The 26,851-nt window shown below is 40.6% G+C and carries 19 protein-coding genes and 1 pseudogene; 6 read left to right on the top strand and 14 right to left on the bottom strand.

Annotation, left to right across the window (positions count from 1 at the left end):
* Window positions 1–66 precede the first annotated feature (66 nt).
* The 8 genes and pseudogenes from ACE1CC_RS26650 to ACE1CC_RS26615 form a co-directional block, all read right to left on the bottom strand.
* The gene (locus ACE1CC_RS26650; protein WP_413273460.1) at window positions 67–516 is read right to left on the bottom strand and encodes a DUF29 domain-containing protein; all 450 of its coding nucleotides are present in this window, start codon (window positions 514–516) and stop codon (window positions 67–69) included.
* Between the two features lie 201 nt (window positions 517–717).
* Complete coding sequence (locus tag ACE1CC_RS26645; RefSeq protein WP_413273459.1) at window positions 718–1,530, bottom strand: ABC transporter permease; 813 nt, start codon at window positions 1,528–1,530, stop codon at window positions 718–720.
* A 397-nt stretch (window positions 1,531–1,927) separates the two neighbouring features.
* A pseudogene (locus ACE1CC_RS26640) lies at window positions 1,928–2,797 on the bottom strand (protein kinase domain-containing protein); the annotation flags it as partial.
* Window positions 2,798–3,079: 282 nt separating this feature from the next.
* Window positions 3,080–4,069, bottom strand: coding sequence for an RpnC/YadD family protein (locus tag ACE1CC_RS26635; RefSeq protein WP_413273457.1), 990 nt, complete (start codon window positions 4,067–4,069; stop codon window positions 3,080–3,082).
* 227 nt (window positions 4,070–4,296) lie between these two features.
* Window positions 4,297–5,214, bottom strand: a complete 918-nt coding sequence (locus ACE1CC_RS26630; protein ID WP_413273456.1) for an ABC transporter permease — start codon at window positions 5,212–5,214, stop codon at window positions 4,297–4,299.
* Between the two features lie 55 nt (window positions 5,215–5,269).
* Window positions 5,270–6,370 (bottom strand): ABC transporter substrate-binding protein, encoded by a 1,101-nt coding sequence (locus ACE1CC_RS26625; protein ID WP_413273455.1) that lies wholly within the window; start codon window positions 6,368–6,370, stop codon window positions 5,270–5,272.
* Window positions 6,371–6,409: 39 nt separating this feature from the next.
* Window positions 6,410–6,811, bottom strand: a complete 402-nt coding sequence (locus ACE1CC_RS26620) for a hypothetical protein (protein WP_413273454.1) — start codon at window positions 6,809–6,811, stop codon at window positions 6,410–6,412.
* A 67-nt stretch (window positions 6,812–6,878) separates the two neighbouring features.
* Entirely contained in the window at window positions 6,879–8,009 is a 1,131-nt protein-coding gene (locus ACE1CC_RS26615; RefSeq protein WP_413273453.1) for an ABC transporter ATP-binding protein, read from the bottom strand.
* 246 nt (window positions 8,010–8,255) lie between these two features.
* Here ACE1CC_RS26615 and mrdA point away from each other — a divergent pair, with 246 nt between their 5' ends.
* A complete protein-coding gene (gene mrdA, locus ACE1CC_RS26610; RefSeq protein WP_413273452.1) occupies window positions 8,256–10,121 on the top strand; it encodes a penicillin-binding protein 2 in 1,866 nt (621 codons plus the stop codon).
* 299 nt (window positions 10,122–10,420) lie between these two features.
* On the opposite strand, the gene ACE1CC_RS26605 is transcribed toward mrdA, so the two are convergent.
* Window positions 10,421–11,245 carry a M15 family metallopeptidase gene (locus ACE1CC_RS26605; RefSeq protein WP_413273451.1) on the bottom strand — a complete coding sequence of 275 codons (825 nt, stop codon included), beginning with the start codon at window positions 11,243–11,245 and terminating at the stop codon, window positions 10,421–10,423.
* A 73-nt stretch (window positions 11,246–11,318) separates the two neighbouring features.
* Between ACE1CC_RS26605 and ACE1CC_RS26600 the strand changes: the two genes are divergently transcribed.
* Window positions 11,319–12,143 (top strand): DNA adenine methylase, encoded by an 825-nt coding sequence (locus ACE1CC_RS26600; RefSeq protein ID WP_413273450.1) that lies wholly within the window; start codon window positions 11,319–11,321, stop codon window positions 12,141–12,143.
* On the opposite strand, the gene ACE1CC_RS26595 is transcribed toward ACE1CC_RS26600, so the two are convergent.
* Genes ACE1CC_RS26595 through ACE1CC_RS26585 form a run of 3 tightly spaced genes read right to left on the bottom strand, consistent with a single transcriptional unit; the run spans window position 12,140 to window position 15,034 of the window.
* Complete coding sequence (locus tag ACE1CC_RS26595; protein ID WP_413273449.1) at window positions 12,140–12,796, bottom strand: retron system putative HNH endonuclease; 657 nt, start codon at window positions 12,794–12,796, stop codon at window positions 12,140–12,142. The two genes, ACE1CC_RS26600 and ACE1CC_RS26595, sit on opposite strands and share 4 nt — an antisense overlap.
* A complete protein-coding gene (locus ACE1CC_RS26590; RefSeq protein ID WP_413273448.1) occupies window positions 12,793–14,109 on the bottom strand; it encodes an AAA family ATPase in 1,317 nt (438 codons plus the stop codon). The genes ACE1CC_RS26595 and ACE1CC_RS26590 overlap by 4 nt, the downstream gene beginning before the upstream one ends.
* 16 nt (window positions 14,110–14,125) lie before the next feature.
* A complete protein-coding gene (locus ACE1CC_RS26585; RefSeq protein ID WP_413273447.1) occupies window positions 14,126–15,034 on the bottom strand; it encodes a metallophosphoesterase in 909 nt (302 codons plus the stop codon).
* 239 nt (window positions 15,035–15,273) lie between these two features.
* Between ACE1CC_RS26585 and ACE1CC_RS26580 the strand changes: the two genes are divergently transcribed.
* Complete coding sequence (locus ACE1CC_RS26580; protein ID WP_413273446.1) at window positions 15,274–16,467, top strand: hypothetical protein; 1,194 nt, start codon at window positions 15,274–15,276, stop codon at window positions 16,465–16,467.
* A gap of 92 nt (window positions 16,468–16,559) precedes the next feature.
* Here the strand turns inward: ACE1CC_RS26580 and ACE1CC_RS26575 are convergent, their stop codons facing one another.
* Together ACE1CC_RS26575 and ACE1CC_RS26570 are read right to left on the bottom strand one after the other, a co-directional pair.
* Window positions 16,560–17,237, bottom strand: a complete 678-nt coding sequence (locus ACE1CC_RS26575; RefSeq protein WP_413273445.1) for an N-acetylmannosamine-6-phosphate 2-epimerase — start codon at window positions 17,235–17,237, stop codon at window positions 16,560–16,562.
* On the bottom strand, window positions 17,230–19,662 hold the full coding sequence (locus tag ACE1CC_RS26570) for a hybrid sensor histidine kinase/response regulator (RefSeq protein WP_413273444.1): 2,433 nt from the start codon (window positions 19,660–19,662) through the stop codon (window positions 17,230–17,232). Before ACE1CC_RS26570 ends, ACE1CC_RS26575 begins: the two co-directional genes overlap by 8 nt.
* A gap of 156 nt (window positions 19,663–19,818) precedes the next feature.
* On the opposite strand from ACE1CC_RS26570, the gene cobN reads away from it, so the two are divergent.
* The 3 genes from cobN to ACE1CC_RS26555 all read left to right on the top strand — a co-directional run bounded on the left by cobN (window position 19,819) and on the right by ACE1CC_RS26555 (window position 26,729).
* A complete protein-coding gene (gene cobN / locus ACE1CC_RS26565; RefSeq protein ID WP_413273443.1) occupies window positions 19,819–23,637 on the top strand; it encodes a cobaltochelatase subunit CobN in 3,819 nt (1,272 codons plus the stop codon).
* 202 nt (window positions 23,638–23,839) lie between these two features.
* Complete coding sequence (locus ACE1CC_RS26560) at window positions 23,840–25,312, top strand: TldD/PmbA family protein (RefSeq protein ID WP_413273442.1); 1,473 nt, start codon at window positions 23,840–23,842, stop codon at window positions 25,310–25,312.
* A 76-nt stretch (window positions 25,313–25,388) separates the two neighbouring features.
* Window positions 25,389–26,729 carry a TldD/PmbA family protein gene (locus ACE1CC_RS26555; RefSeq protein ID WP_413273441.1) on the top strand — a complete coding sequence of 447 codons (1,341 nt, stop codon included), beginning with the start codon at window positions 25,389–25,391 and terminating at the stop codon, window positions 26,727–26,729.
* Window positions 26,730–26,851: the final 122 nt, after the last annotated feature.

Raw genomic sequence — 26,851 nt, 5'->3', positions numbered from 1 at the left:
TCTTGTGGGGTGGGCATCCTGCCCGCCCCATCCTTAAATAACTATTATCACTTTATTTACACCTACTTAATTGGGAAACCAATTTTTATCAAGTAATTGATTGAGAGAATAAGGACATTGTTCTGGTAGAGAAGTAAGCTGAGTTTTTTTATGAACAATCAGTAAAGCATTTTGGTAGATTTTGGGCAACTCATCTGCTAAATAATTTCGTAAATTAGTGGTAAGTTTATCTTCTAACTGAACTCTAAAAGTAATAATTTCTGCCGCCCATTGATTTGCGTTTCTCTCTGTTTCTAATTGCCAAAATTGATACAGCATTAGATGAACAATAATCTGTAATAGCAAACTTTTAACAGCATTTCTTTCGCTGCGTCCCAATGCTTCCAACTCCTCAATTAAATTGTCATAATCTAAGTTTTCTAAGTCGCGATTTTTGAGGAGTTTAACTATTTCTGTTAACCAGCGATCGTACTCATTTTCATAAAGTTGCTTTAAATTCAATGTTTGAGTTTCCATATCATTTTTTTTAGCTTGTTTTTTTGTACTTTAATATTCGTATGACTACCCAAAACCTTTATCCGTAGGGTGCGTTAACGCCAGTGTAACGCACCATCCCGTTATAGCCATTCTAGTTGTTCTTAGTTAACCTAAAAGCCCATTGTTCGGAAGATTTAACAATGGGTTGAAGTGCTTAAATTAGGTCAATTTTAAGTTAATTTATTGCTTTAACCGTTTTTCCGCACTTTGGTAACGGATAGATTCAGCGAGGAAGAAAACTACACCAGAAATTAACATTAGGATGACGCTGAGGGCGTTAATATCGGGTTTAACCCCTGTACGAATGCGACTAAAAATTTCCATTGGTAAAGTAGTTGCGCCGCTACCTGCGGTAAAACTAGCAATCAGGAAGTCATCTAAACTGAGGACGAAGGCGAGGAGACAGCCGGAGATGATTCCGGGCATAAGTTCGGGTAATAATACTTGTAAGAATGCTTGTCTGGGTGTTGCGCCTAAATCGAGTGCTGCTTCTTCTAAGTGGGGGTCTAAATCTGCGAGGCGGGTAGACACAACTAGTCCGACGTAGGCGAGACAAAAGACAACGTGGGCGGCGACGATAGTCCAAATGCTGAGGCGGATTTGGACGACGGCGAGGAAGACTAGGGTGGCGACTGCGATCGCAATATCTGGAATAATCAAAGGCAGGTAAGAAACCCCCCGATACAAAGTTTTTCCCCGAAAGCGATACCGCGCCAAACCTACAGCCATCAGCGTCCCAATCACAGCCGCAATTCCCACCGCAGAAACAGCCACAATCAAGCTATTCTGTAAAGCTGAGAGAATCCGCTGGTCTCGAAATAGCTGTTGATACCATTTCAGTGTAAAACCTTCCCAACTAGCACTAAAGCGAGATTCGTTAAAACTGAAAAAAGCTAGTACCAGGATTGGTAAGTACATATAAACAAACATTAGCAGCGAGAAAAGTAACTGCCAATAAAAGCGGGGTTTTTCCTGGGACTGTAGTTTAGGCATGAGCCCGTCGTCTGTTTCGTGCTTCACAACTTTCTAATTTACCGGATTGGGTGTTATTTCTCTATTCCTCGATCTTGCACTCAAATCCGTATCCTGTGTTACGTGCAACCATAACACACCTTAACAACCTCTTTTCTTCTCTTTCCTTCGCGTTCTTTGCGTCCTTCGCGGTTCATTAAAAAAGCATATTTTGCTCTACAGTTATCTCAAACCGCTGACTTCTTGAGTAGCTGTTCTTTTTGATTTGTGGGAAAGATTTTTTTTGAACCGCAAAGGACGCAAAGAACACAAAGGAAAGAGAAGGAAGAGGGAAAAGGGCTAAAGAGTTTAGTTAGAAGTGACAGCAACTACACGAAACCCGTAGTTCCACCACCTACTGTCCGACTCGTTCCTGTAACGATTTGCACTGCGCCAATAACTTATCTAAAACTTCCCCCAGTTGATTGCTAACTTTTACGCCTTTTTTATGAAGATATTCCCGCCATAACCAACGCGCTTCATGAGCATCATACAACGGATCGTCAAGGTCGCCAAAAATATCGGGAACAGGTAAACATCTTGTTAACAACCGCACGCAAGTTGCACCCAAACTATATAAGTCGCTACCATGACAAGGACGACCTAACATTTGTTCAATAGGTGCATATCCACGAGTGAAAATTTCTGTTCCAGGCTTAGCTAAACTAGTCTGAGTTACTTGCTTTGCGCCACCAAAATCAATTAATACTAATTTCCCATCTCTTTGGCGACGGATAATATTGTCTGGTTTAATATCTCGATGAATGACGTTGCTTTCGTGAATAAATTTCAGCACAGGTAATAAATCGTTCAAAACCTGCAAAATCTGCTCTTCATTAAAAGCACCTTGTTGCACTTCTTCTAATAAAGTTTGTCCCTTGATAAACTCCTGCACCAAGTAAAGGCGAGTTCCTTGTTCAAAGTAAGCAATCAATCGAGGAATTTGGGAATGACGATCGCCTAATTCAAAAAGTCGCTTTGCTTCCTGTTTAAACAGTTCTGCTGCTTTGTTTAATGCTGCTGTTCCCTGCACTTGAGGAACAAATTGTTTGATCACACAAGGATCATCCAATTTATCTACATCCTCTGCTTGGTAAGTTCTGCCAAATCCGCCTTCACCAATTAATCCAATTACCCGAAAGCGGTTTCTAAATAATGTACCAAGATTGTTTGCACCACAATAACTACAGAAGCGATTGCCGTCAGGATTAAAGGGATTTGGGCAATTCGGATTTTGACATATTTGCATAGTTAGCTAGAGTTTTGTTTGGCAGAAAGTGGAATTGCTTTCTACCTCACAAGGGTTTTTAGTTTGAAAAATTAGTATATATGAGCAGACCTTTTCCATTATCTAGATAGTATCATGTCAAGTGAATTTTTACTAGTGCTAATTTGTTAAGATTTTCGGCAAAATTTTTATACTTTTGCCGATCGCACTTAGTTGATTTAAGTGCGATCGGGCCTACTAATTCCCCAATCTCTACCTTTCCTGAAAAAGGAAGTATTAAAACAATGACAAAACAGCAAAATTTTACGACTGTTGCTGATAAATTAGCCGCAACTCCTCTACTGTACTCGCCGTTCTCAACCCAGTGTGAATCGCTCTTAATTGATCTACATCTTCTAGAAGGGAAATTTCCGGTAACAAGCTTAATCCAAGCTCACCAAATTTTAACTCTAACCCTAATTCAATACTTTCTAAAAGTATCTGTTTCATCTGTTGTCGGCTTTGCTGAATACCTTGCTCAATGCCTTGTTCAATACCCTTTTCAATTCCAAATCTTTCAACGCTGGTGATATACGGCATACGTCTTTCTCCTTCTAATTGAATTACTTCTTGCCAAAACTCTCGATCTAATTCTTGTGGAAGGCTCATTATCCAGTCTATAAACTGGAATATATTTATGATATCTTTCCGTTCATAACCTTGTTCGTACAACCGTCTAGTTAAAGCTAATTTCCACTCTTTACGCTCAGTTCTATTATCGCGGGTTTCCAGAGCTTTCAAGTGTGCCATTACTACAGTAGCAAAGGGGTTGCGGTTTTCTGCTAAAGCTGACCATTGTTGTTGGTAGTCGAGCAATTTCACTACGGGAAATCTGAATCTGATTTCGCATCCAAATAATTCATAGCCAAATTGTTCGGGTCGCCAGTTTTTTCGCTCGTCACCTAACACGGCTAGAGAAGCTACCGACTTCTTGTAGCGATCGTATATTCGATAATTATAAGTAAACATCCTCTCGGCAAAGTCAGTTTCTTCTTGACTCTGCACTTCTACATGAAGCAAAACCCAAACTTCTGAACCATTTTTAAGATAAATCTTTACCAGTTTATCAACCAATCTTCGCCCTAATTCCGCATCCCGCACCACTTGTTGTAGTTCCTTATCTAGAAATTCCGGGGGGCGCGTCCAATCGATTTCTTGATGAGCTTCCGGGAAAAAGAATAATATAAATTCTTCAAAATAGCCTTGTAAAATATCTTTCCAAGGAGTATCGAATTCGGTCTGAGGATTGGTCATGCACCTTGATGGGTAGTAGGTAGTTTAGCTCTGGGTATTTTATGTAGTTTACACCCGTTAGCCAATTTAAAATAGTATATATGAGCGCACCTTTTCCATTATTTAGATAGTATCATGTCAAGTTGATTTTTACTAGTGTCAATTTGTTAATATTTTCGGCAAAATTTTTATACTTTTCTCAGTCGTAGGGGTAATTCATGAATTACCCCTACGCTAATCCCCTGTCCCTAACGCTGGGGAGTTGTTTCGCCAAATCGGATTAAAAGCGCGATCGCAATACTAACTGCCATAATTAATAACATACTCAATGCTGAACCAAATCCCCAATTTTGTGTCGCCCCCAAAAATTGGTTATAAATCAGTCGAGAAACGGTCATACTGGAAGCACCACCTAACAATTCTGGATCGACAAAATCGCCTAATCCAGTAATAAAAACTAGCAAGGAACCTGCTGCAATTCCTGGTAAACTTTGCGGTATGGTAACTTTTAAAAATGTCTGAACTGGATTTGCGCCTAAGTCTGCTGCTGCTTCTAATAATCTGCGGTCTAATTTCTCTAAAGAAGCATACAAAATTAATACCATGTACGGTAATAATCCGTAACTCATACCGATGAGAACTGCTGTATCGGTGTACAGAATATCTAATGGGGGAATGCCAATACTACCCAGGATTGTATTGAAAACGCCACTGCGACGTAATATGGTAATCCAGGCGTAAGTTCTTAACAAAGAAGAAGTCCACAAGGGTAAAACAAAGGCGACTAAAAGTAGATTTCGCCATCTTTTTGGACTCAATAAAGCAATCCAATAAGCTACAGGAAATCCTAAAATTAGGCAAATTATTGTGGTTCCGAAGGCTAAAAAGAGCGATCGCCCTATTACCCTCAGATATACTGGTTGAAATGCTTGGATATAGTTGGCTATTCCCGAAGGATTTACTACCTGTCCAGGTTTAATTCCCGGAACTAAACTTAATTCAAAAATTACTAGGGTGGGAAGTACTAATAACAGTAATAACCATAACCCAGAAGGGCCAAGTAGTAATAGAGGTTCCCACCAACGTTGACCAACTTTTCCACTGGGATTTTTGGCGGGAACAGGTGGATTAGAGCTAGGATTTACAGAGGGAATTTGGGTAGACACAGTTCGATTTTAGTTTGAGATTTTAGATTTGAGATTGGGGTTTTGATTGGTAATTTTAGCTGCTTCTTAGTTGAGTCCAGTAGTTATCGTAAACTTCACTAAATTTACCAACTGGAGTTATTCTTTCTGATTTTGCTATCACTGATTCAGGGGGAAATAAGGTAGTATTTTTGATTATTTTTTCTGGTAACTGTTTGAGTGCGGTATTATTTGCTGTGGCAAAGTTTAAAGTTTCTGTAACTAGTGCCGCAACAGAAGGTTCTAACATAAAATTAATCCAAGCATAAGCTGCTTCGGGATTGGGTGCATTTTTGGGAATTACCATTGTGTCTGTCCACAAAGATGTTCCACTGCGGGGAATTGCATATTTTAAATCTGGGTTTTCTTCAATTACTTCCATCGCATCCGCTGAATAACCCATTGCTATTAATAAGTCTCCTGCTAATATTTGTTCTTTCCAAGCATCGGTGGTAAAAGATGCGATCGCAGGTTTTAAAATCTTCAATTTTTCATAAGCTTGTCTCACTTCTAGGGTATTAGTTGAATTATAAGAATAACCTAGAGAACGCAAAGTCGCCCCCATCACTTCCCGCACGTCATCCATTAAAGTCATGCGTTTAGATAATATTTGTTGATTCTGCCATAAATAATCCCAATCTTCTGGCGGTTTCGCGAGTTTTTTGCTATTATAAACTAAGCCAGTTGTTCCCCAACTAACTGGTACACTATGACGATTTTCTGGGTCATATTCAGGGTTTTTAAATTGGGGCATCAAATAATTTAAACCACTGAGGCGATCGGGGTCTAATTCCCTTAATAAACCCAACTCTAACATTTGTCTGACCATATAATCAGAAGGATAAATAATGCTATAGTCAGCACCACCACCCGCCTGAACTTTAGCTAACATAGCCTCATTAGAATCAAAAACATTGGCTATTGCTGCTACACCAGTATTTTCTGTAAATTTGTTGAGTAACTCGCTATTAGTATAACCAGACCAAGTGTAAATATATAATTTATTAGGATTAGCTTTGTCACTGGGGGCAGGTCTTACTTGAGCCAAAGTCCAGCCACAACTAGAAAGCACTAATCCTGAAGTAGCTGCTACTGCTGTTTTGAGAAAATTACGTCGTTTTAGAGACAGACTTTTCATTGTTAAATTGGTAGATGGCGAGCGATTTTTCCTACTGCTTTAACAGTAGCGCACTGATTGTTCTAAGGGTAAAGGTTCGCCTGTTTCGGCATCGGTATTTTGACAGGCGAATAACATTTCGGGAGAAAGTTTTTCAAATTCTAAGTGATCGTCAAAGGATTTGAGAATATAACCCCGGAGTTCCTTATAAGGTAAATGAGTCAGATGATCGATTTCCGCAGTAAAAGAACGTAAAATCAGAGAACCATAAGGATGACAACCTTGACCGATCTTTTTTCTAAATAATGCTTTAGCACGACGATCGTAACCATATTTTACTTTGTCTGCTTCCCGGGTTAAATCGACGACAAAGCATTCTCCTTCACTGTTGAGGAAAGTAGCGATCGCTTTTTTTGGACAGTGAGATTCTAACTCTTGCAAAAATTGATCTAATCCCAGCATTTTACTGTTTATCCCGCTCAATTGGGCATGATTGAATCAGAGGAAGTTCTGGATTTAATCAGCTGATTCAACTATTGACTAAAGCCAGACAATCGCTAGTATTCCAGTAAACATAGACAGGTTGATTCATATCCGGTATAGCGAAATTATTAGCTTGCATTACCGTCAGGCGATCGCCAGAATTAAGTTCTACCAAACAATGAACATGAGTTCCCAAATACATAACATTTTTTAACTGTCCAGAAAAACAGTTACCTTTTAAACAAGGAGCCTCAAAACTGAGTTTAATTTTCTCCGGTCGTACACTCACCACAACAGGATCTTGAGACTGAAAAACCGGAGCAGATTCCTGTTTTTGGACAAAGATTTTCATTTTATTATCGGTCAAAACTTGTAAATCTGAACCTTCAGTAGCGATCGCCCGACCGCGAAACAGATTAGTATCACCGATAAAATCAGCGACAAAAGCAGTTTGGGGACGTTCATAAATTTCGCTAGGACTACCGATTTGTTCGATTTTACCTTCGTGCATGACAGAAATGCGATCGCTCAAACTCAAAGCTTCTTCTTGATCGTGAGTTACCATGACAAAAGTTAACCCCAAATCTCGGTGAAGATTTGATAATTCTACTTGCATTTCCTTCCGCAATTTCAAATCCAAAGCGCCCAAAGGTTCATCCAACAACAACACAGCGGGACGATTAACCAAAGCCCTAGCTAAAGCGACTCGTTGCTGTTGACCTCCCGAAAGTTGAGTGGGAAAACGGTTAGCTAATGATTCCATTTTGACTAATTTGAGAGCACTTTTAACGCGATCGGCAACCGCAGCTTTATTGAGACGTTTAATACGTAAACCAAAAGCCACATTTTCCCACACCGTCAAATGATTAAACAGCGCATAACTTTGAAACACCGTATTAACTGGACGACGGTAAGGAGGAACATGAGTCATCGACTGATTTTGAATCAACACCTCACCAGCAGAAGGCGACTCAAAACCAGCAATTAAACGTAAGGTAGTGGTTTTACCGCACCCAGAAGGGCCAAGAATACTAAAAAATTCGCCTTGGTGGATATTCAAGTCAACTCCACGAACAGCAGTTTCTCCATTAAAAACCTTAAAAACCTTACGCAGTTCAACATCCAGCGTATTGTGAGTGTACTTCGCATCTTGATTCTGGACGGCAATTTGAGACATAATGGCGACTTCCTGTAGAGATGCCCTAGTTACAAAATTAAAACAGATTGAATCAACTGATTCAGGAGCAAAAAAGTTCTTGGCTTATTTTGACATTCTGCCCTAAGCTATAGCCAGATGCACAGCTGGTCAAAAATAGACATTGGTGCTATTTCTTAAAGGTATTGTTTTGCTTTGACTTCGCACCTGGTATAACTTTCCCAGAATATTGATTTTCGGCGTTTAACATCTGTCAACTTCTGCTATATGGCTCTGATTCAGTCTTCCTCACTAGACAACCAACTGAGAACTCGTACCGTAGGACGTAGTTACCAATCGCTGATTGTGATGATCGTTATCTCCCTGACACTAGTGGGAGCCCTTGGTAGTCGTCTTGCTTACCTGCAATTGGTAGAAGGAAAACGCAACCGGGAATTAGCGGAAAACAATCGGATTCGGTTGATGCCCAAACAACCGGAACGAGGTAACATTTTCGATCGCAAAGGCAGAATCCTCGCCAGTAGCCGTCTAGCACGTTCAGTATACCTTTGGCCCCTAGTCAATAAAGACACCCATTGGCCCAAGACACGCCAACGCCTATCGCAGATTTTAGACATTCCAGAAGCAGATATTCAAAAGCGAGTCGCCGGAGGAGAAAACGCTACCACCCTAGTCAGAATTGCCAGAGATATCTCTCCTGAGCAAATTACCGCCCTAGAGGAATCGAGAAACGAACTACAAGGAGTCAGCGTCGATATTGAAGCCTTGCGGGTTTACCCCAACGGCGAAGTAGCTGCTCACGTACTCGGTTACACAGGTGAATTAAGCGATGTCGAACTCTACAAACGCCGCAAAGAAGGGTACCGCATGGGTGATGTAGTTGGGCAAATGGGAGTCGAATATGCCTTTGAATCAACATTGCGGGGCACTTGGGGTGGGCAACAAGTGGAAGTAGATGGGCGCGGGCAAATCATCAGGATTTTGGGCGAAAAGCCCTCTAAGCCGGGGAAGAACGTGCAATTAACCCTAGACTTGGAATTACAAAAGGCAGCCGAAGGGATTTTAGGACAACATAAAGGCTCAATCATCGCAATGGACCCCAGAAATGGGGCAATTTTAGCAATGGTTTCTCGTCCCGCCTTTGACCCGAATATTTTTTCCTCGCGGATTGACAAAGAAACTTGGAGAAAGGTGCAAGCAAAAGATCATCCTTTTGTCAATCGATCGCTGCAAGCGTTTCCCCCCGCCAGTACATTTAAAATTGTCACCACAGCAGCGGCTTTAGAATCAGGTAAGTTTTCTCCAGATACAATCTTGCGAACCTACCCAGCGATTAGGGTAGGGGGAATTTGGTTTGCTGATTGGAACCGAGCCGGATTTGGCCCCTTGGGATTTGTGGGAGCAATGAAGTGGAGTAGCGACACCTTCTTTTACCAAGTGGGGATGCGAGTCGGTGGGCCAACTTTGATTGATTGGACGAGAAAGTTTGGCTTTGGGAAAGAAACAGGCGTAGAGTTGAAAAAAGAAGAAGTTGCTGGTTTAGTCCCGGATAATGAGTGGAAACTGAGGCGGTTGAAATATGAATGGACAGTTGGCGATACTGTGAATATGTCGATCGGTCAAGGCTTCTTACAAACCACACCATTACAAGTAGCAGTCATGTTTGCCGTCCCTGCCAATGGCGGTTATCGCGTCCAACCTCACATCCTCAAAGATAACGAGGAAGCCAGAAGCTGGCGGGAATCTTTAAATATGAAGCCCAAAACCGTAGAAGTTCTCCAGAAAGGTTTACGAGCTACAGTAACTACAGGTACAGGGAAAGCTTTGAATGTACCAACAATTCCTCCAGCTGCGGGTAAAAGTGGCACTTCCGAAGTCGGACATGGCAAAAAAGTCCACACTTGGTTCGGTGCTTATGCCCCAGCAGATAATCCTGAAATTGTTGTAGTCGCATTTGGGGAACACTCCGGCGGCGGTGGTGGTAGTTTTTGCGCCCCCAAAGTCCTAAAAGTTTTAGAAGCCTACTTCAGGCAAAAAGAAGCCGCCCAAGCAAAGGAAAAAGGAAAGAAGACAGAAGGCAAAAGCGAAGGCAGAAGTGAAGGCTCAAGGCAGAGGGCACAAGGCAGAAGGTAGAAGAAAGTTTTGAGATGTAGGGGCAATTCATGAATTGCCCCTACAGACTGTAGAGGCGATTCATGAATCGCCCCTACAACTGGGGAAAGTTTTGAGTTTTGAGTTGAGGAGAGCTTAACTAAATAGCCAAATTCCTGCTCATTCCTCATCAAATTTCTCCACCTTGGACAAGTTTTTATCGAAAGGAAGCGTATCTATCCAATCAGACACTACTTGGGTAATAGTCTTGTCCTGGGATGCAGTTAAGTCCTGATCCGAGCGTCTGCAGCGTCCCCTGTGCCCCTGTGTCCCTGAATCTCCTACTTCCGAGCCGGATCGAGATTTTTGGCTTTGTAGAATGTTTCTAGGCTTTGCCTATCCCCGACAAAACGCCAATGCCAAGGTTCGTAACTTACGCCTTGGGGATTGTTTTTGGGGAAAGACAACTCAAAGCTAAAGCGAGGGGCGTTTGCTTTTAGCCACTTAAAAGCAGCTGTGTTTTCAAAATTGGGGCTCAAGTTGGTTGCGGGGACATTGCCATCACCAATATCAACAGCGTAACCTGTGTGATGTTCGCTGTAACCTGGAGGGGCGCTGACTGATGCTCGTTCGGCTGCTGCTTGTCCTCGTTGGGCTTTTACGTCAAAAAACAGGTGTTGCTGCTCTGCTACAGACCGAAAACCAGAAATAGGTACTAAAATAATTCCCTGCGCTCTAGCTGCTGCTACCATTGCTTTAAATTTCTGGGCTGCTGGTTGACGTAATTTAATCCGACCATCGGCTGTAATTGATTGTAATTGTTGGGGTGGGGCTTCAAGATAAGCGAAATGTCCAGATTGTCCTACAACTATATCAGGCTGTTTGGTCGATACATTGCCTGATTGGGCGGCTGCGGGTGTTTTGGGATTATCTTTACTCTGACTGTTATTAGCGGTAATTATATTTGGCTCTGAGGATAAGAAAGTGGCAAACAAAAATCCAGCAAACAGAGCAATTACTCCCAGTCCTGTTAGTCCTGCAATCAGCCAGAACTTGTGCCTCCGACGCTGGGTTACTGTAATTGGCGCTTCCCGTAAAGCCTCTGGGATATCCTCGAATGAGGGTACTACTCGCGATCGCTTTCTGGCGAGGTCGGGATTGTCCACGCAGGTCACTCCTACACTCTAACAAACTCTAGATTTAACAATTGTAAACCCCGATCGATTAATCGCTAACCGAATGTTGAATGATCCGGCAAAATCTGTTTCTCCTCGTCCTTTTCTCAAGTGGGCAGGTGGTAAAAGTCAGCTAATTGGGCAATATATTCCCTTTTTTCCCCAAGAGTTTAACACTTATTATGAGCCGTTTTTAGGTGGAGGGGCGGTATTTTTTCATCTGTTGCCCCCAGCAGCGGTTTTGAGTGATATTAATCCAGAGTTAATTAATGTTTATTGTTGTGTGAGAGATGATGTGGAGTCGCTAATTGAGTTGTTAGCTTTGCATCAGGAGAAACATGATAAAGATTATTATTACTGGATGCGATCGCAAAATTACCAAACCTCTCTGGAAAAAGCTGCTCGGTTAATTTATTTGAACAAAACTTGTTTCAATGGATTATATCGAGAAAATTCCCAAGGTAAATTTAACGTGCCAATGGGAAAATATAAGAATCCACAAATTTGTCAGCCTGATTTACTGCGTTCTGTTTCTGAGGTTCTGCGATCGAGTAAAATTCAAGTCTCTGGGTTTACAGAAGTTTTGCGCTGGGCTAAAAAAGATGACTTTGTTTATTTTGACCCACCATATTATCCCATAAGTACAACTAGTAATTTTACAGCTTACAGCCGTTTTGCTTTTACCGAAGTCGAACAAGTTAAATTAAAAGATGTATTTGTAGAACTTACTAGCAAAGGCGTAAAAGTCATGTTATCTAATTCAGATTGTGAATTTATCCGGGAATTATACAGAGATTTTCCCAGTGACGAAATCTTGGCGACAAGAGCGATTAATTCTCATGGTAGTAAACGGGGAAAAATCAAAGAGCTTTTGGTGATGAATTATTAAGGAATCAAATATTTATTTATGATATAAGTAATAGCAAAACAAAAAGGTGTACGCTGTCCATTAGTATCCAGCTTTTCTAAAGCTTCCGCAAACTCCTTTATCTCCTCATTTGTTAAACCTTGAACAGCTTGCAAAATTCCATCAATTGCTTCACGACGCATCCTCGTCAGCTTGGGAATATTTAATCCTAATTTTTCAATACTCGTTTCAGCAGCAGCTTTTTTACTTGATTCATTTGTTGCTAAGATATCTCCAAAACCAGAATATCTAAAACAATTCTCACAGTTAATATCTAAAGGCGAAACCATGAGATTTTCATCATACCAGTAGCGTTTCTTATGTCCACAATGTACAGGTTGAGGAGGAGGTTGTTCACTTTCTCCTTGACATGAAGCAATCAGATTTGTGTAATCTAGAGCTAAATCTGGGTAATTAGTACGGGGTTTTAAATGTTCAATATGACTGTTTTTCCTGTTAATACCCATTCCACAATAACAACAAAGATAACCTTGTTCTTTTAGCAAAGCTTCATGGACAATAGGTTTTTCGGGTGCTTGGAAGTTATCATCCCAATTAGGTTTCCAGTCATCATTTTCTAAGTTCTTCCAATTAGTAAATTCTTCTGGTTCTTTACCTTTTCTGATGTACTTCATCGATTGAAAATTTCCTTTCGCCGCATCAGTACATCTGCTCTCACAAACTCCGGTTCATCAGAGCCAATTTCTTCAGATATTTGATGGCGCAATTCTTTTGCAGCGTCTAGATTTCCGGCATCTATTAGTTGAAATAGTTGACGCAGACTGTCTTTAATTTGCTGTGGACGATCGGGAACACCCATAATATCTTCTAGAATTTGATTGCTATCTCTACCAAAAGAGCTTTCTGGTTTTTTAGCAATTATACCTTCAGATGTTGCTTCTAAAATGAAAATTCCTTCTGGTTTCACATGACTAACTACTTGGGGCGAATGAGTAGTTACAATAAATTGACAATTAGGGAAAGTTCTAGTTAATGCTGGAATAATTTCCCGTTGCCATTTGGGGTGAAGATGTAGTTCTATTTCGTCTATTAAAACTACTCCTTCACCTTCTAAAGGATTAGATAAACCTGGATTAGCAATTGCTAAACGCCTTGCTAAATCTCCTACCATTGCTAACAAGCATTTTTCCCCATCTGATAATTGATTTACTGTAAATTCTTGACCTTGTTTTCTAACTGTCATTCGCAGCGGAGAACGCCGAACACGCAGGTTAGAAAATTCTGGTATTAGTGAATAAATTGCCTGTCTAACTGATTCTAATTGGCTGTTTCGATAATCATGGTTATCTCGCCGTTCCTCATTCTCCAAATCTTCCAACTTTCTGAACCATCGAAAGAAGCTATCGAAACTAATTTGTACTCCATTAAGTCCTTGATCGTAAGCATTTAGTTCAAATAAGTCTTCCTCTGGAAGCATCTCTAAGGGAATATTGAGAACCGCACGATTAACAGGATAGTAGACTGTTAAAGGTATGCTTATTTCAGGATTATTTTTCCACTGCACTCTAATACTTTTAGCAAAGTGGTCTAATTCTTCAAAGGTTTTGTCTGAAAATTGAATAATGTCTTTTTTGTCTTTATTGAGTGACCAGTTTACTTCCCTAATCGAGTCAACTAAAATTGTTATTTCGGTGGAAGTCTCTTGGTGTCCATTTTTGATATCCTGGTTGATGAAATAACGTCCTTCAGCTAGTTCCCTCTCGCTGAGCATACTTCTGTCAAGAAGTCTAAAGTATGCGTTACTAGCTTCAGGATCAAATTTAATTCTCTTTGCTAACCATGACAACATAACAGCGAGACAATCAAGAATACTAGATTTACCAACTCCATTGTTGCCGATAAATACGGTTGGTTCTTCCGGTGAAAAATCCAATGTTAAATTTACAATTCCTCGAAATGAGGAAATTTTTAATTTTTTTACTCTCATACTTTTTCACCAAAACCTACAAAGTAATCACGCCTCGATCGAACACTAAATGATCGGTCCCAATGGCGCTAATCAAAATGCGATCGCGATACACATCATAAGTTGCAAAACTGAGGCGACTTGCTGAATATTCCGTAAAATCAGAACGTCCGACTGGGCGAGTTCCTGCGCCTCCACCAGTGATCATGTAAGTTGTGCCATTAATAGAACGAGTCCGTTCATAATTATGCTCATGACCATTAATATAAAGTTGCACTTTGTACTTTTGGAAAAGCGGAGTCAAAGTCTTAATAAAAGGTTGATTCACCCCATAAACACCAGAAGAATAAATCTGGTGATGCCCAAAAACAATTTTCCAGGGCGCATCGCTACGACTTAGTTCTTTTTCTAACCAAACCATCTGATTTTTCCAATCAGCATTATCATTAGTATCTAAAGCAAAAAATTGTACAGAGTCATGGCGAAAAGTATAGTAGCGACTTGGCATATTAAACCCAGCATACTTAACTTGAGGATCGCCATTTTGTGTGGCAATATCGTGATTACCTAAACAAGCACGAAATGTTACTCCTTTATTTAATAAGTATTGATAAGGACGCTCAAAAACTGCTTCAATTTTTTCGATTTCCCCGTGATTATAGATGTTGTCTCCTGCCAAAATTACTAAATTGTAGGGATTTTTTTGGTGATAGCGAGACATAGCTTCTGCTACGTCATACTGACTTTTTGTACCAGTACCCGTATCCGCGACGGAAACGAATCTGAATAGGGGTGGTGTGGTTGGGGTGGCTAATTGGGGGACGGCGTTGGATAATTGGGTATCTGCACTTTTGGCTGGGGAACTTTGCAGAAGTTTACCTAAAAAGCTGAATCCCAAACCAGTTAAACCGCCCAAAACTAGGAACTGACGACGCTTGAAGTTCATAATAAATTCTTAAACTCAATAACTCGCTCAAAAGCAGAATAGCAGATGATAGATTAGGGCAGGAGAGAGCATTCTGTAAGAATCTTAGGACTAAAGCTGTCAAACTTACATAAGTTTGTCAGGTGCGTCAGAAAAGCTAAAATCTCCCTTAATTTAAAGATTCTAGGTCTGACGCAGACTACGATCGTTTTAGTTGCGTAAGTCCTAAATCTGTCGTGGTTCGCCCAGGAAAAGATTTCATGTCACAAGATCAACCAAAGCAGCCGGAAGTTAGCACTCAGGACACTATACCCGCTGCTGCTAGTTTGCCACCAGAAACAGCTGTACCTGTTCCGAGTCCGCTAACAGATACGTTACCAGCAGAGGAATTAAATGTTCCCAGTCCGTTAACAGATACGTTATCAGCAGAGGAATTAAATGTTCCCAGTCCGTTAACAGATACGTTATCAGCAGAGGAATTAACTGTTCCGAGTCCGTTAACCGATACGTTATCAGCAGAGGAATTAACTGTTCCGAGTCCGTTAACAGATACGTTACCAGCACAGGGAATAAATGTTTCTACTCCGGTGGGGGAAACGTTACCAGCAGCAACGACTGCTGCGCCTGTGTCAACGGCAGAAACTAAGGCTAAGGCAGCGCCAGTGGAGAAAAAGGCGAGTTTTTTGGCTAAAATATGGGGTTTGTGGACGGGTTTTTTGACGAAGGTACGTCAGATTTTGCCGGAGTCGGTGCGGCAAAAGTTGCCTAATGATACGGTGTTGACTGGTGCGATCGCTCTAGTATTAATCCTCATATTCTGGGTAAATTCCCTACTTTCGCCCGCCAAACCACCACAAGTTGCGGAAGTTCCCCCCACAATTCCTAGCGCACCGTCAGAGGTGACAATACCACCGGAAGCACCACTGGAAGCACCACCGGAAGTGGCTGTACTACCGGAAGAAACCCCAGTTTCCGAAATTCCTGTACCGTCGGAAATTACCTCACCGTCAGAAACTCCTGTATTCACACCTGTACCAGAGGAGGAAAAGGTAGCATCAGGAATTGAAGCGCCGCTGGAATTAACAGAACCTCAGCCACCGGAAATAATAGAAACTTTGCCACCACCACCGCCTGTATTGACACCGGAACAAACTTTAATTGTGGCAATTCAAAACCAAGTTACTGATATTGTGGGTGGATTTGCTGATGGTTTAATTGTGGGAATTAAAGCTGATTTTCCGAATAATTTTTTAAGTCTTCGAGTTGCTAATGATTGGTACACTTTTGATTCTGCGAAACAGGATCGGTTAGCTGCCCAGATGTGGCAACGTTCTCAAGAATTGGACTTTGAGAAGTTGGAAATTAACGATACTCAAGGTAGGCTGGTAGCTCGTTCCCCGGTGATTGGTTCTAATATGATTATTTGGCAAAGAAAATTAGCCGGAATTAGTTAACAAGGTACGTAGTTGCGCTTCAGCGCTCTTCCTAGCGCTAAAGCGCAACAACGTACCTTGTATGTTGTTGCGCTTCAGCGCTCTTACTAGCGCTAAAGCGCAACTACGTACTGTTTGAGTTTGGCATCAATTCCGGTAATATCGGTGCCGACGACTACGGCGAAAGCGCCGATTTTTAGGGCTTGTTTTGCCATTTCTGGGGAGGAAATTCCGCCTTCACAAATTACGGGAACTTGGAGTTTTTGCACCATTTCTGCTAATAATTGAAAGCCTGGGGGGGAGAGGTGTTTTGTTTCTTTTGTGTAGCCGTAAAGGGTAGTACCGACGATATCAGCACCCGCATTGGCAGCGGCTATTGCTGCTTCTAAGGTGTCTATATCTGCCATGACTAATTTGCCTAATTCTTGGTGAATGCGGGAGATTATTGTTGTTAGTTGTTCTTGATTGGGGCGTTCTCTCAAGGTAGCGTCAATTGCTATGATATCTGCTCCGGCTATTGCGATCGCTTCTGCATGAGTAAATTGTGGGGTAATATACACATCATAGCCAGGGATTTGTTGTTTCCAAAGTCCGATAATTGGGGCTGATATTTTTTGGCTTGTTGCTGTTATATGTGCTGGTGTATCGATTCTGACTGCTGCTGCGCCACCCAGTACCGCTGCTTTTGCCATTGCTGCAATCACATAAGGATCGTGTAGGGGAGATTCTACTGGCGCTTGACAGGAAACTATTAAACTTTTATTTAATGATTGTAATGAGTTTTTATTCATTTATATGATTCGTCATTAGTAGTTGAATTTTGTGTAATAAACTTTGGGGTAAAATCGGTTTGCCTAAGTAATTGTTTGCTCCTAATACTAGATTTTCCGATGAGATTTTGTTGGTTAAAGCTAGGATTTTTACATCCTGCATATCGGGTAAACTGCGAATTTGTTCAACTAATTCTTTGCCATTAGTTCCTGGGAGTTGCAAGTCCAAAATCACTATTAAAGGTTGCAAAATTTCTATTTGCTTCATTGCCGTAGACGCTTCTAATAACCATACTACTTGAAAGCCAGCCGCAGTTAAAATTTCACAAATTAAAGTGGCTGTTTCTTCATGATTTTCAATAACAACGATTCTTCCGGCGGGAAAGTTTAGGTTGATTAATCTTTCTTCTTTAGTATAAGATGATGATTGAGATTCAGTTTTCTGGTTAATGAGGGATTGTTGTTTTGGCAACCACACAGTAAAAATTGAACCAACATCAACAGTAGAGTTAACTTCAATTCTCCCGTCATGAAGTTCTACCAATTGTTTAGTTAAAGCTAATCCTAATCCAGTTCCTTCGTATTGACGACGGTAGGAACTATCTAGTTGTTGGAATTTTTGGAAAAGCAAATGTTTTTGGTGTTCGGGGATGCCTATTCCTGTATCTTCTACTTGCAAAACTGCGCGATCGCCTTCTCGCCAAACTCGCAATATTACTCTGCCTCCTTGGGGAGTAAATTTAATGCCGTTACTTAATAAGTTGTAGAGAATTTGTCTCACTCTTCTGTCATCGGCTAAAAAGCGATCGCTTTTGGCATCAAGTTTAACTGCTATTGCTAATTCTACTCCTCTTTGATTAGCTTTTGGTTTCAAGTTGATGATTTCTTGATGTGCTAATTGCGAGAGAGAAAATTCGCTGATGTTTAAAACAGTTTTCCCAGCTTCTAGTTGAGATAATTCTAAAATATCGTTAATTAATTCGAGGAGGTGTTCGCCGTTGTCGTGAATGCTTTGTAAATAGTCTCTTTGTTTTTGACTTAGTTGCCCAAAAGACCATCTTAATAGGGTAGCAGATAAGCCGATTACACAGGTTAAAGGTGTGCGTAATTCATGACTCATTGTGGCTAAGAATTCGGTTTTGGCGCGGTTAGCTGATTGTGCCAAAAGCATGGCATCATGTAGTTCTTGGGTGCGATCGATCACCCTTTTTTCTAATGTTTGTTTTTGTTGTTGAACTTCGGCATAAAGTTGTGCTTGGTAAATTGCGATCGCCAAATGTTCAGCAATATGGGACAAGAATTTTTTCTCTTTATCCTGCCATTGGCGCGGTTCAAAACATTGGTGAGCAATTAATAAACCCCAAAGTTGTTCTTGAATTAAAATTGGTACAACTAACTTTGCTCTCACTTGACAATGCCGCATTAACTGCAATAAGCAGGGATGAAAAATATAGGCAGTTTCAGTATCTTTGACTGCTAAAGTGAAGCCTTTTCGGTATCTTTCTCGACAGTTTGGTACATAAGTAAAACAACGTTCTTCTTCAGAAAAACCTAAGACTGAGGGGATATCATGAGAATATCTGGCTTCATAAGTAACTCGTCCCCAAATTTTGCGATCGCTTACTTCCTGCTCAAAGTCCTGCTCTAATTGATTGTCATTTTCTGGTTTAATTAAATTCGCTTCTTCTGGATGTAATTCTTGTCTTGCCGCTTGTTCATAAAAACTTAAAATATCTTTTTCGGTGAATTCTATGCTTTTAACTGAAGATAAAGGTTGTTCAAACTGATAAATTAATAAGCGATCGGTCTGTAAAAAATTCCTGACCTGTTCTACAGCTGTTTCTAAGATTACAGGTAATTCTAAACTCTGGCGAATTTGGGTTGTTACCTGATTCAATAATCGCTCTTGTTCCACCTGTTGTTCTAAAGCTTCATGCACAGGTTTACAGACAGAAACAAAAGGATAGATTGTCTGTTCAGAAATGATTTTTTTATTTTCATTTGCAATAAGTTCCAGCAAGGAAAGAGTAAATTCGCTTTGCAGATTAGCATCATTGGGGCCCAAAATTTGACTTGCTTCTTGAAGAGTTTTTTCTGCCAGCGGATGATCTTTGAGGAAACTAGTTAACTGAGCGAGAAATTCTGCGATCGCTTCTGGTGCAAAAGTTAATCCTACCTGGTATAATTTATCTTCTGCATCTGACCACGAACTCTCTTCTAATCGTTGCGTTGCCACCAGTAGACCACTAAACTGTTCTGACACCAACAAAATAAATTTTTCCTCTATTTGTTGTGGTCTAACTGTCAGGGTAGATAGCACATCTTCAGTCAACAGCAAATTACCTTCTCCGACCCTTTGTGCCATTTGCCCAAACACGGTTCGCAGTCCATTAAAAGAGGTTAGCGATAAATTCCGACGTAAAATAAAATTTTGATAACTCAGCATTTTAGCCGTTTACATAAAGAAGCAGTAAGCTTTACTAAATCTGACTCCAATCATGGTTCTTAATGATTCATCATGGATTAAGGCAAGTATAAACAGTTTCTTTTACTAATGTATAGCCGAAAGCTCGTAAAAAACCGTAATCATTGAGGTAAACTTGTGCATCGTTTAGCTGCTACCCCCGGAGGATGGAATTTTACAGAACAAGGAGTGATTTTCATTGAGCAAACGCCTGCTCCTATTGTATTCCTCACGGCTGCGGATACGGATATTCAAACTTTAGCAGCGGCTGTGGGCAAACTCCCAGCAGATTTTCCCGAACTGCGAGTCGTCAATCTTTTACAATTACAGCAACAACTGAGTATTGATACTTACGCCACCCAAGTATTAGCAAAAGCCCAGATTATCATTATTCGCCTACTTGGAGGACGTTCCTACTGGTCTTATGGTTTAGAAGTGGTGCGGGAGACGGTACAACAAACAAAGGCAAAGTTAATTATCATGCCAGGGGATGACCGTCCAGACTCCGATTTAATCAGTCATTCTAATGTTTCCCTCGTCGGGGTAAATCAATTGTGGCGCTATTTCAACGAGGGCGGTGTAAATAATTTTGTCAATGCTTTAAAGTTTGTTGTTGATGTTTGCTGCCAAACAAATTACAATCCCCCGCCTCCGCAGGAAGTTCGGCGAGTAGGAATCTATTCTTGGCAGCAAGAACAGTCAGGAACAGAGTATAAACACTTAAATTTAATTAGCAAAGTTGGTATTTTATTTTACCGCGCTCATTATTTAGCAGGAAATACCGCACCAATTGATGCTTTATGTCATGCTTTAATGACAAAAAACCTAGCACCTGTACCAGTTTTTGTTTCTTCTTTGCGAGATCCCGATGTGCAAGCGGAGTTGGAGGAATATTTTTACCCAAAAGATGCGGCACCAATTCAAATTTTACTTAATACTACCAGCTTTTCAGTTAATAATTTTGAACGGAAAATTAACAATTTTGAATTAACGCCAAATTTCTCAGATATTCCAGTTTTACAAGTAATTTTTAGCGGGGGAACAGCAGAACAATGGGAATCTGGTTTTCAGGGACTTTCGCCTAGAGATATGGCGATGAATGTGGCGTTACCAGAAGTAGATGGGAGAGTTATTAGTCGGGTAGTTTCTTTTAAAGCAGTGCAGTCTAAACATCCTAGTTTAGAAACAGATGTAGTTGGATATGAACCTAATTTAGAGAGAGTTAATTTTGTTGCTGAGTTAGCAGTAAGTTGGGTAAAGTTGCGGCAAAAAATTCCAGCAGAACGTAAGGTAGCTTTAATTTTAGCTAATTATCCCACTCGCGACGGCAGGTTAGCAAATGGTGTAGGTTTGGATACTCCTGCTAGTTGCGTGGAAATTCTGCAAGCTTTAGAAAATGCAGGTTATGTGCTGGGAAATTTGCCGGAAACTGGAGATGATTTAATTAATAGATTAACTGCGGGAGTTACTAATGATTTGGAAGGAAAGGAGTTGCGATCGCCAAATCAAGTGTTATCTTTAACAGAATACCAAGAATATTTTGCTAATCTTCCTTTGTCCGTTCAACAAGGGATAATTGAAAGATGGGGAATTGTTGAAGTAAGAGATTTTCCGATTCCGGGAATTCAATTAGGTAATGTTTTTGTAGGAATTCAACCAAGTCGGGGTTACGATCTCGATCCGAGTTTAAATTATCATGCGCCAGATTTAGAACCAACTCATGATTATTTAGCTTTTTATTATTGGGTGAGAAAGCATTTTGGGGCAGATGCGATCGTTCATGTCGGAAAACATGGTAATTTGGAATGGTTGCCCGGTAAAAGTGTCGCCCTTTCGAGTAATTGTTATCCCGAAGTAGCATTAGGCGCAATTCCGCATTTCTACCCTTTTATTGTTAACGATCCTGGTGAAGGTTCCCAAGCGAAACGTCGCGCCCAAGCGGTGATTATTGACCATTTAACGCCGCCAATGACGAGGGCAGAATTGTATGGAAATTTGCACAAGTTAGAAAATTTAATTGATGAATATTACGAGGCGCAAAATTTAGACCCTTCGCGGTTGGGGGTGATTTGCGATCGGATTTCTCAGCTAATATTAGAAGAGAATTTGCAATTGGAATTGGCATTGGATGACAGGCAATTGGGATTGGAATTGCCTGACAGGCAAGATGCCTGTCCTACAAGATTGGGGACTGAGGAATTAACAGCGGTGATTCCTAAAATGGATGGTTATTTGTGTGAATTGAAAGAGGCGCAAATTCGGGATGGGTTACATATTTTTGGGCAATGTCCCCAAGGGCGACAATTAAGAGATTTAATTGTTGCTATTGCGCGACATCCTGGTAGTAATAGAATCGGTTTAACTCGCGCCATTGCTAAAGATTGGGGTTTAGAAATTGACCCTTTAACAGATGATTTGTCATTGGTAATTGGTGAAAAATATCGGACTGTTGGCGATGTGGTGGAAGTTTTGGAAGAACAAGCTGCTAACTTGGTAGAAAAGTTAATCGAAAACCAAGGACAAATTACAAATGACATCGGAAAAATGACCGAAAAAGAGTTAACTTGGATCGGTGATTATCTACTTCCAGCATTACAAAAAACGCCACAAGAAATCAGCAATTTATTACAAGGTTTAGATGGGAAATTTGTTCCTCCCGCACCTTCAGGCGCACCTACAAGAGGTCGCCCAGAAGTATTACCAACTGGACGCAACTTTTACTCAGTTGATATTCGCGCCATTCCCACAGAAACCGCTTGGGATATTGGTCGAAAAGCGGCGGAAGTATTAATTGAAAGATACACTCAAGAAAATGGAGAATATCCCAAAACTCTGGGTTTATCTATTTGGGGAACTTCCACAATGCGAACAGGTGGCGATGATTTAGCAGAAGCTTTAGCATTATTAGGAGTGCGTCCAATTTGGGATGGAGTAGCGCGACGAGTGGTAGATTTTGAAATATTACCAGTTTCAGTTTTAGGTCGTCCTCGTGTTGATGTCACCTTGCGAATTTCGGGTTTTTTCCGCGATGCTTTTCCCAATTTAATTGATTTATTTGACCAAGCAGTAACCGCAGTTGCAGCATTAAATGAGTCGCCAGAAGATAACCCTTTAGCGGCAAAAGTTAAGCAAGAAACGGAAGTTTGGGTAACTGCTGGGTTGAGTGAAGAACAGGCAAAAATGCGATCGCAATTTCGCATCTTCGGTTCCAAACCTGGTGCTTATGGTGCAGGTTTACAAGGTTTAATTGAGTCCCAAAATTGGCAAGATGACCAAGATTTAGCCCGTGCTTATATTAACTGGAGTAGTTACGCTTATACTAGCACTAACAAAAATTCCCCCCCTTATCAAGGGGGGTTAGGGGGGATCTCAGCACCAGAAGCTTTTGCCGAAAGATTGCGCCAAATGCAAATAGTATTACATAACCAAGATAACCGCGAACACGATTTATTAGATTCCGATGATTACTATCAATTTCAAGGGGGTTTAACTGCATCAGTTCGCGCTTTAACTGGCAAAAATCCCCAAACTTATTTCGGTGATAATTCCATTCCTGAAAATCCCAAAGTTAGACAATTAAAAGCGGAAATTGCGAAAGTTTATCGTTCCCGTGTGATTAATCCAAAATGGATAGCTGGCGTAATGCGTCACGGTTATAAAGGCGCTTTTGAAATGTCCGCAACAGTTGATTATTTATTTGCTTACGATGCAACAGCAAACTGTGTAGAAGATTTCATGTATCAAGGAATAGCAGAAAATTATTTATTTAACCCTGAAGTCCAAGCATTTATTGAGCAAAAAAACCCTTGGGCGTTGCGCGATATGGCAGAAAGATTGTTAGAAGCAAATCAGCGAGGTTTGTGGGGAAATGTCGATCGCTATATAATAGATAAATTACGAGCAATAGTCCACGAAGCAGAAGGAAAAATAGAAGGTAATTATAGCAGTTCTATTTGATTTTGTTTTTTTAACCGCAAAGAACGCAAAGGACGCAAAGGAAAGAAAAAGAGGAATATGAAGAGATTTTCAGATTTTTTTAACCTCTTCCTCTTCCTCTTTGCGTTCTTTGCGTCCTTTGCGGTTCATAAAAAAATAAATTTGTTACACTAATTAAAGGTAGGATGCCTCAGTTCACAGATTCCCTAAAACCAGAATACCCATGCTAGCAACCTCGATACTTTTGACCAAAGAATTGCCCAGCTTGTCATATAATCCCACACGCGATCGCTTTGATGAAACCTGGGAAGCACCCTTAGCAACATTGCTAGGATTGGGACGTGCTGCTGGTGCAGATTTTATCGAATTCTTTTTAGAACGAGTCAATTACATTAGCTGTTTAGCAGAAGATGACGGTATTACTAGCATCTCACCCAAACTTTCTACAGGTGCAGGTGTCAGAGTTTTTCGCGGACAATCTGATTGCTATGTTAGCACCAATGACCTATCATTTTCGGGACTAAAAGCAGCATTAGAAAAAGCGCTTTCGATTCAAGGATTAATTCTCCCAGCACCTAATTCTTACATCCCCGAAATTAACTTAGAATTACTCCGAGATTACGCCACTAAAAATAACAAAGATACTTGGATTTCTCAATTTAGCTCAATGCAAGAAATGGGCGAAGTTCTGCTTGATGCTAACGCTAAACTCCAACAAAAAGCTAATCACGTTCAATCTCGTCGCGCCGTTTATTTTAGAGATTGGCAAGAAGTTTTAGTCGCTGCAAGTGATGGTACTTTTGCCCGTGATATTCGCTTAACTCAATCGGTTGGTTACAATCTTTTGTGTGCTGATGGTGCTAATCGTTCTTCCATTGGTAAGCGTTCCGGTAATACGGGAGATGCTAGCTTTTTGCGGAATTGGAATTACGAAGCTGACTCGGAAGAAGTAGCAGAATCAGCCGGAAAAATGCTTTATGCTGATTATGTAGAATCGGGAACTTATCCGATTATTATGGCAAATGCGTTTGGCGGCGTGATTTTTCATGAAGCTTGCGGACATTTGCTGGAAACTACTCAAATTGAACGCAAAACTACTCCTTTTATTGACAAGAAAGGCGAAAAGATTGCTCACGAAAATTTAACTGCTTGGGATGAAGGTCGATCGCAAAATGCCTTCGGAACGATCGACATGGACGACGAAGGAATGCCTACCCAAAGAACATTATTGATCGAAAATGGCATTTTGAAGAATTTTATTGCCGATCGCGCAGGTTCCATGAGAACTGGACATCCTAGAACCGGAAGTGGAAGAAGACAAGGTTACACTTATGCTGCTGCTTCTCGGATGCGAAATACCTACATTGCACCCGGAGATTACTCCCTAGAAGACTTATTTAATTCCGTAGATAAAGGCATTTACTGTAAGAAAATGGGCGGCGGTAGTGTCGGCGCAACAGGCGAATTTAACTTCGGAGTTGATGAAGCTTACCTGATCGAAAATGGCAAAATCACCAAACCTTTAAAAGGTGCAGTTTTGATTGGCGAAGCTAAGGAAATCATGAACAAAATTTCCATGAGTTCCAGAGATTTAGAACTAGCTTCTGGTTTTTGCGGTTCGATTAGTGGCAGCATTTACGTAACAGTTGGACAACCACATATTAAGGTCGATTCTATCACCGTTGGCGGACGCTAAAGGATGTAGGGTGCGTTAGTAACGCACCATCCCTAAAATCCAAAATTCTGCAATGATAATTCAAAGGGAGAAAGTTGTGCCAAGTACTCAAGAGATTGCGGGATACGCCCAAGAAATCGCTCACAAATTGGGAATTAAAAAGTTCGATATTTACGGTTCAACTGTTGATGAAACTAGCGTACAAGTAGATCAAGGTGAACCAAAACAAGTTAACGCTTCTAGTCGTTCCGGTGTAATGGTTCGAGTGTGGAATGACAACCAAACTTTAGGGGTTACTAGTACTACAGATGTCGATCCTTTGGGGATTGAATTAGCTTTAAAAACTGCTAGAGAAGCCAGTTTTTTTGGTGCGAAAGAAAACATTCCCGACTTTAGCCCCGAAGCAACTATTCCTATTACTCATTCATCCACAGAAAAAGCAATCCAAGCACCCGCAGCTAAACTAATTGAAACTTTATTAGCAGCAGAAAAAGAGTTGATTTCTGCTCATCCAGCAATTACAAGTGTGCCTTACAATGGTTTAGCTCAAAGAGATGTAGACAGATTTTATGTTAACAGTGAAGGTGCAGTTAGAAACGAATCTCACACTATTTCTTCTATCTATTTTGCCACTAAAACTGAGCAGGAAGGGAAAAAACCTCGCAGTGCTGGCGCGGTGAGAATTAGCCATAGTTTAGAAGAGTTAGATATTTCTGGTTGCTTGCAAGAAGCTGCCAAGAAAACTATCAGTCACTTGGATTATGAAAAAGTCAAAACTGGTAAATACCAAGTGGTTTTTTCGGGTAAAGCTTTCTTGAGTTTGTTGAATGCTTTTTCTAACATTTTTAATGCTCAAGATATCCTAGACAAGCAAAGTCTCTCGACTCCTGAAACCTTGGGAACAAAAATTGCTTCTCCGTTACTTTGTGTCTGCGATGATGCGTTACATCCCAGCAATGTTGGCGCAGAAACTTTTGATGATGAAGGTACACCAACCAGGCGAATTTCCATCATTAATAATGGGGTTTTGACTGGTTTAATTCACAGTGCTGGTACTGCGAAAAGATTGAATGCACAACCTACAGGCAATGCTAGTATCGGCGCAAAAGTAACAGTTAGCCCGCACTTTTATCATATTTTTTCGTCAGCACAACCTGAACAAGAATTAAGCATAGAAACTGCGGATAATGTGATTTACATCGATCAATTAAAGGCTTTTCATGCTGGAGTTAAAGCAGTTCAAGGTTCTTTTTCTCTGCCTTTTGATGGTTGGATGATCAAAAATGGTGAGTTAATTAGTATCGATGCAGCAACTGTTGCTGGAGATTTTCTCCAAGTTTTAAATTCCATCATTTTTGTAGAAAAAGAAGCAGAATTAACTACCAGTGGTGTTTGCCCAAAAGTTTGGGTTGATGCACTTTCAATTACTGGCGAATAAATTTGGTACGTTGTTGCGCTTTTGCGCTATTTACACAGGTAAAAATATCGCTAAATCGCAAAAACCAACCCCATTAAAAATAATTTTTATTTGTTTTTATAAATGAATCTGTATTAAAAAAT

The organism is Floridaenema aerugineum BLCC-F46 (assembly GCF_041929345.1).
Classification (GTDB): Bacteria; Cyanobacteriota; Cyanobacteriia; order Cyanobacteriales; family Aerosakkonemataceae; genus Floridanema; species Floridanema aerugineum.
This window is presented reverse-complemented; position numbering and strand designations above follow the sequence as displayed.

What these genes read in the sequence shown, in the direction of transcription:
- ACE1CC_RS26600 (WP_413273450.1), top strand. Translation starts at nt 11,319, where the DNA reads ATGTTGAATGATCCGGCAAAATCTGTTTCTCCTCGTCCTTTTCTCAAG.
- ACE1CC_RS26645 (WP_413273459.1), bottom strand. Translation starts at nt 1,530, where the DNA reads ATGCCTAAACTACAGTCCCAGGAAAAACCCCGCTTTTATTGGCAGTTA.
- ACE1CC_RS26620 (WP_413273454.1), bottom strand. Translation starts at nt 6,811, where the DNA reads ATGCTGGGATTAGATCAATTTTTGCAAGAGTTAGAATCTCACTGTCCA.
- ACE1CC_RS26595 (WP_413273449.1), bottom strand. Translation starts at nt 12,796, where the DNA reads ATGAAGTACATCAGAAAAGGTAAAGAACCAGAAGAATTTACTAATTGG.
- ACE1CC_RS26575 (WP_413273445.1), bottom strand. Translation starts at nt 17,237, where the DNA reads ATGAATAAAAACTCATTACAATCATTAAATAAAAGTTTAATAGTTTCC.
- ACE1CC_RS26580 (WP_413273446.1), top strand. Translation starts at nt 15,274, where the DNA reads ATGTCACAAGATCAACCAAAGCAGCCGGAAGTTAGCACTCAGGACACT.
- ACE1CC_RS26650 (WP_413273460.1), bottom strand. Translation starts at nt 516, where the DNA reads ATGGAAACTCAAACATTGAATTTAAAGCAACTTTATGAAAATGAGTAC.
- mrdA (WP_413273452.1), top strand. Translation starts at nt 8,256, where the DNA reads ATGGCTCTGATTCAGTCTTCCTCACTAGACAACCAACTGAGAACTCGT.
- ACE1CC_RS26615 (WP_413273453.1), bottom strand. Translation starts at nt 8,009, where the DNA reads ATGTCTCAAATTGCCGTCCAGAATCAAGATGCGAAGTACACTCACAAT.
- ACE1CC_RS26625 (WP_413273455.1), bottom strand. Translation starts at nt 6,370, where the DNA reads ATGAAAAGTCTGTCTCTAAAACGACGTAATTTTCTCAAAACAGCAGTA.
- ACE1CC_RS26560 (WP_413273442.1), top strand. Translation starts at nt 23,840, where the DNA reads ATGCTAGCAACCTCGATACTTTTGACCAAAGAATTGCCCAGCTTGTCA.
- ACE1CC_RS26590 (WP_413273448.1), bottom strand. Translation starts at nt 14,109, where the DNA reads ATGAGAGTAAAAAAATTAAAAATTTCCTCATTTCGAGGAATTGTAAAT.
- ACE1CC_RS26585 (WP_413273447.1), bottom strand. Translation starts at nt 15,034, where the DNA reads ATGAACTTCAAGCGTCGTCAGTTCCTAGTTTTGGGCGGTTTAACTGGT.
- ACE1CC_RS26635 (WP_413273457.1), bottom strand. Translation starts at nt 4,069, where the DNA reads ATGACCAATCCTCAGACCGAATTCGATACTCCTTGGAAAGATATTTTA.
- ACE1CC_RS26570 (WP_413273444.1), bottom strand. Translation starts at nt 19,662, where the DNA reads ATGCTGAGTTATCAAAATTTTATTTTACGTCGGAATTTATCGCTAACC.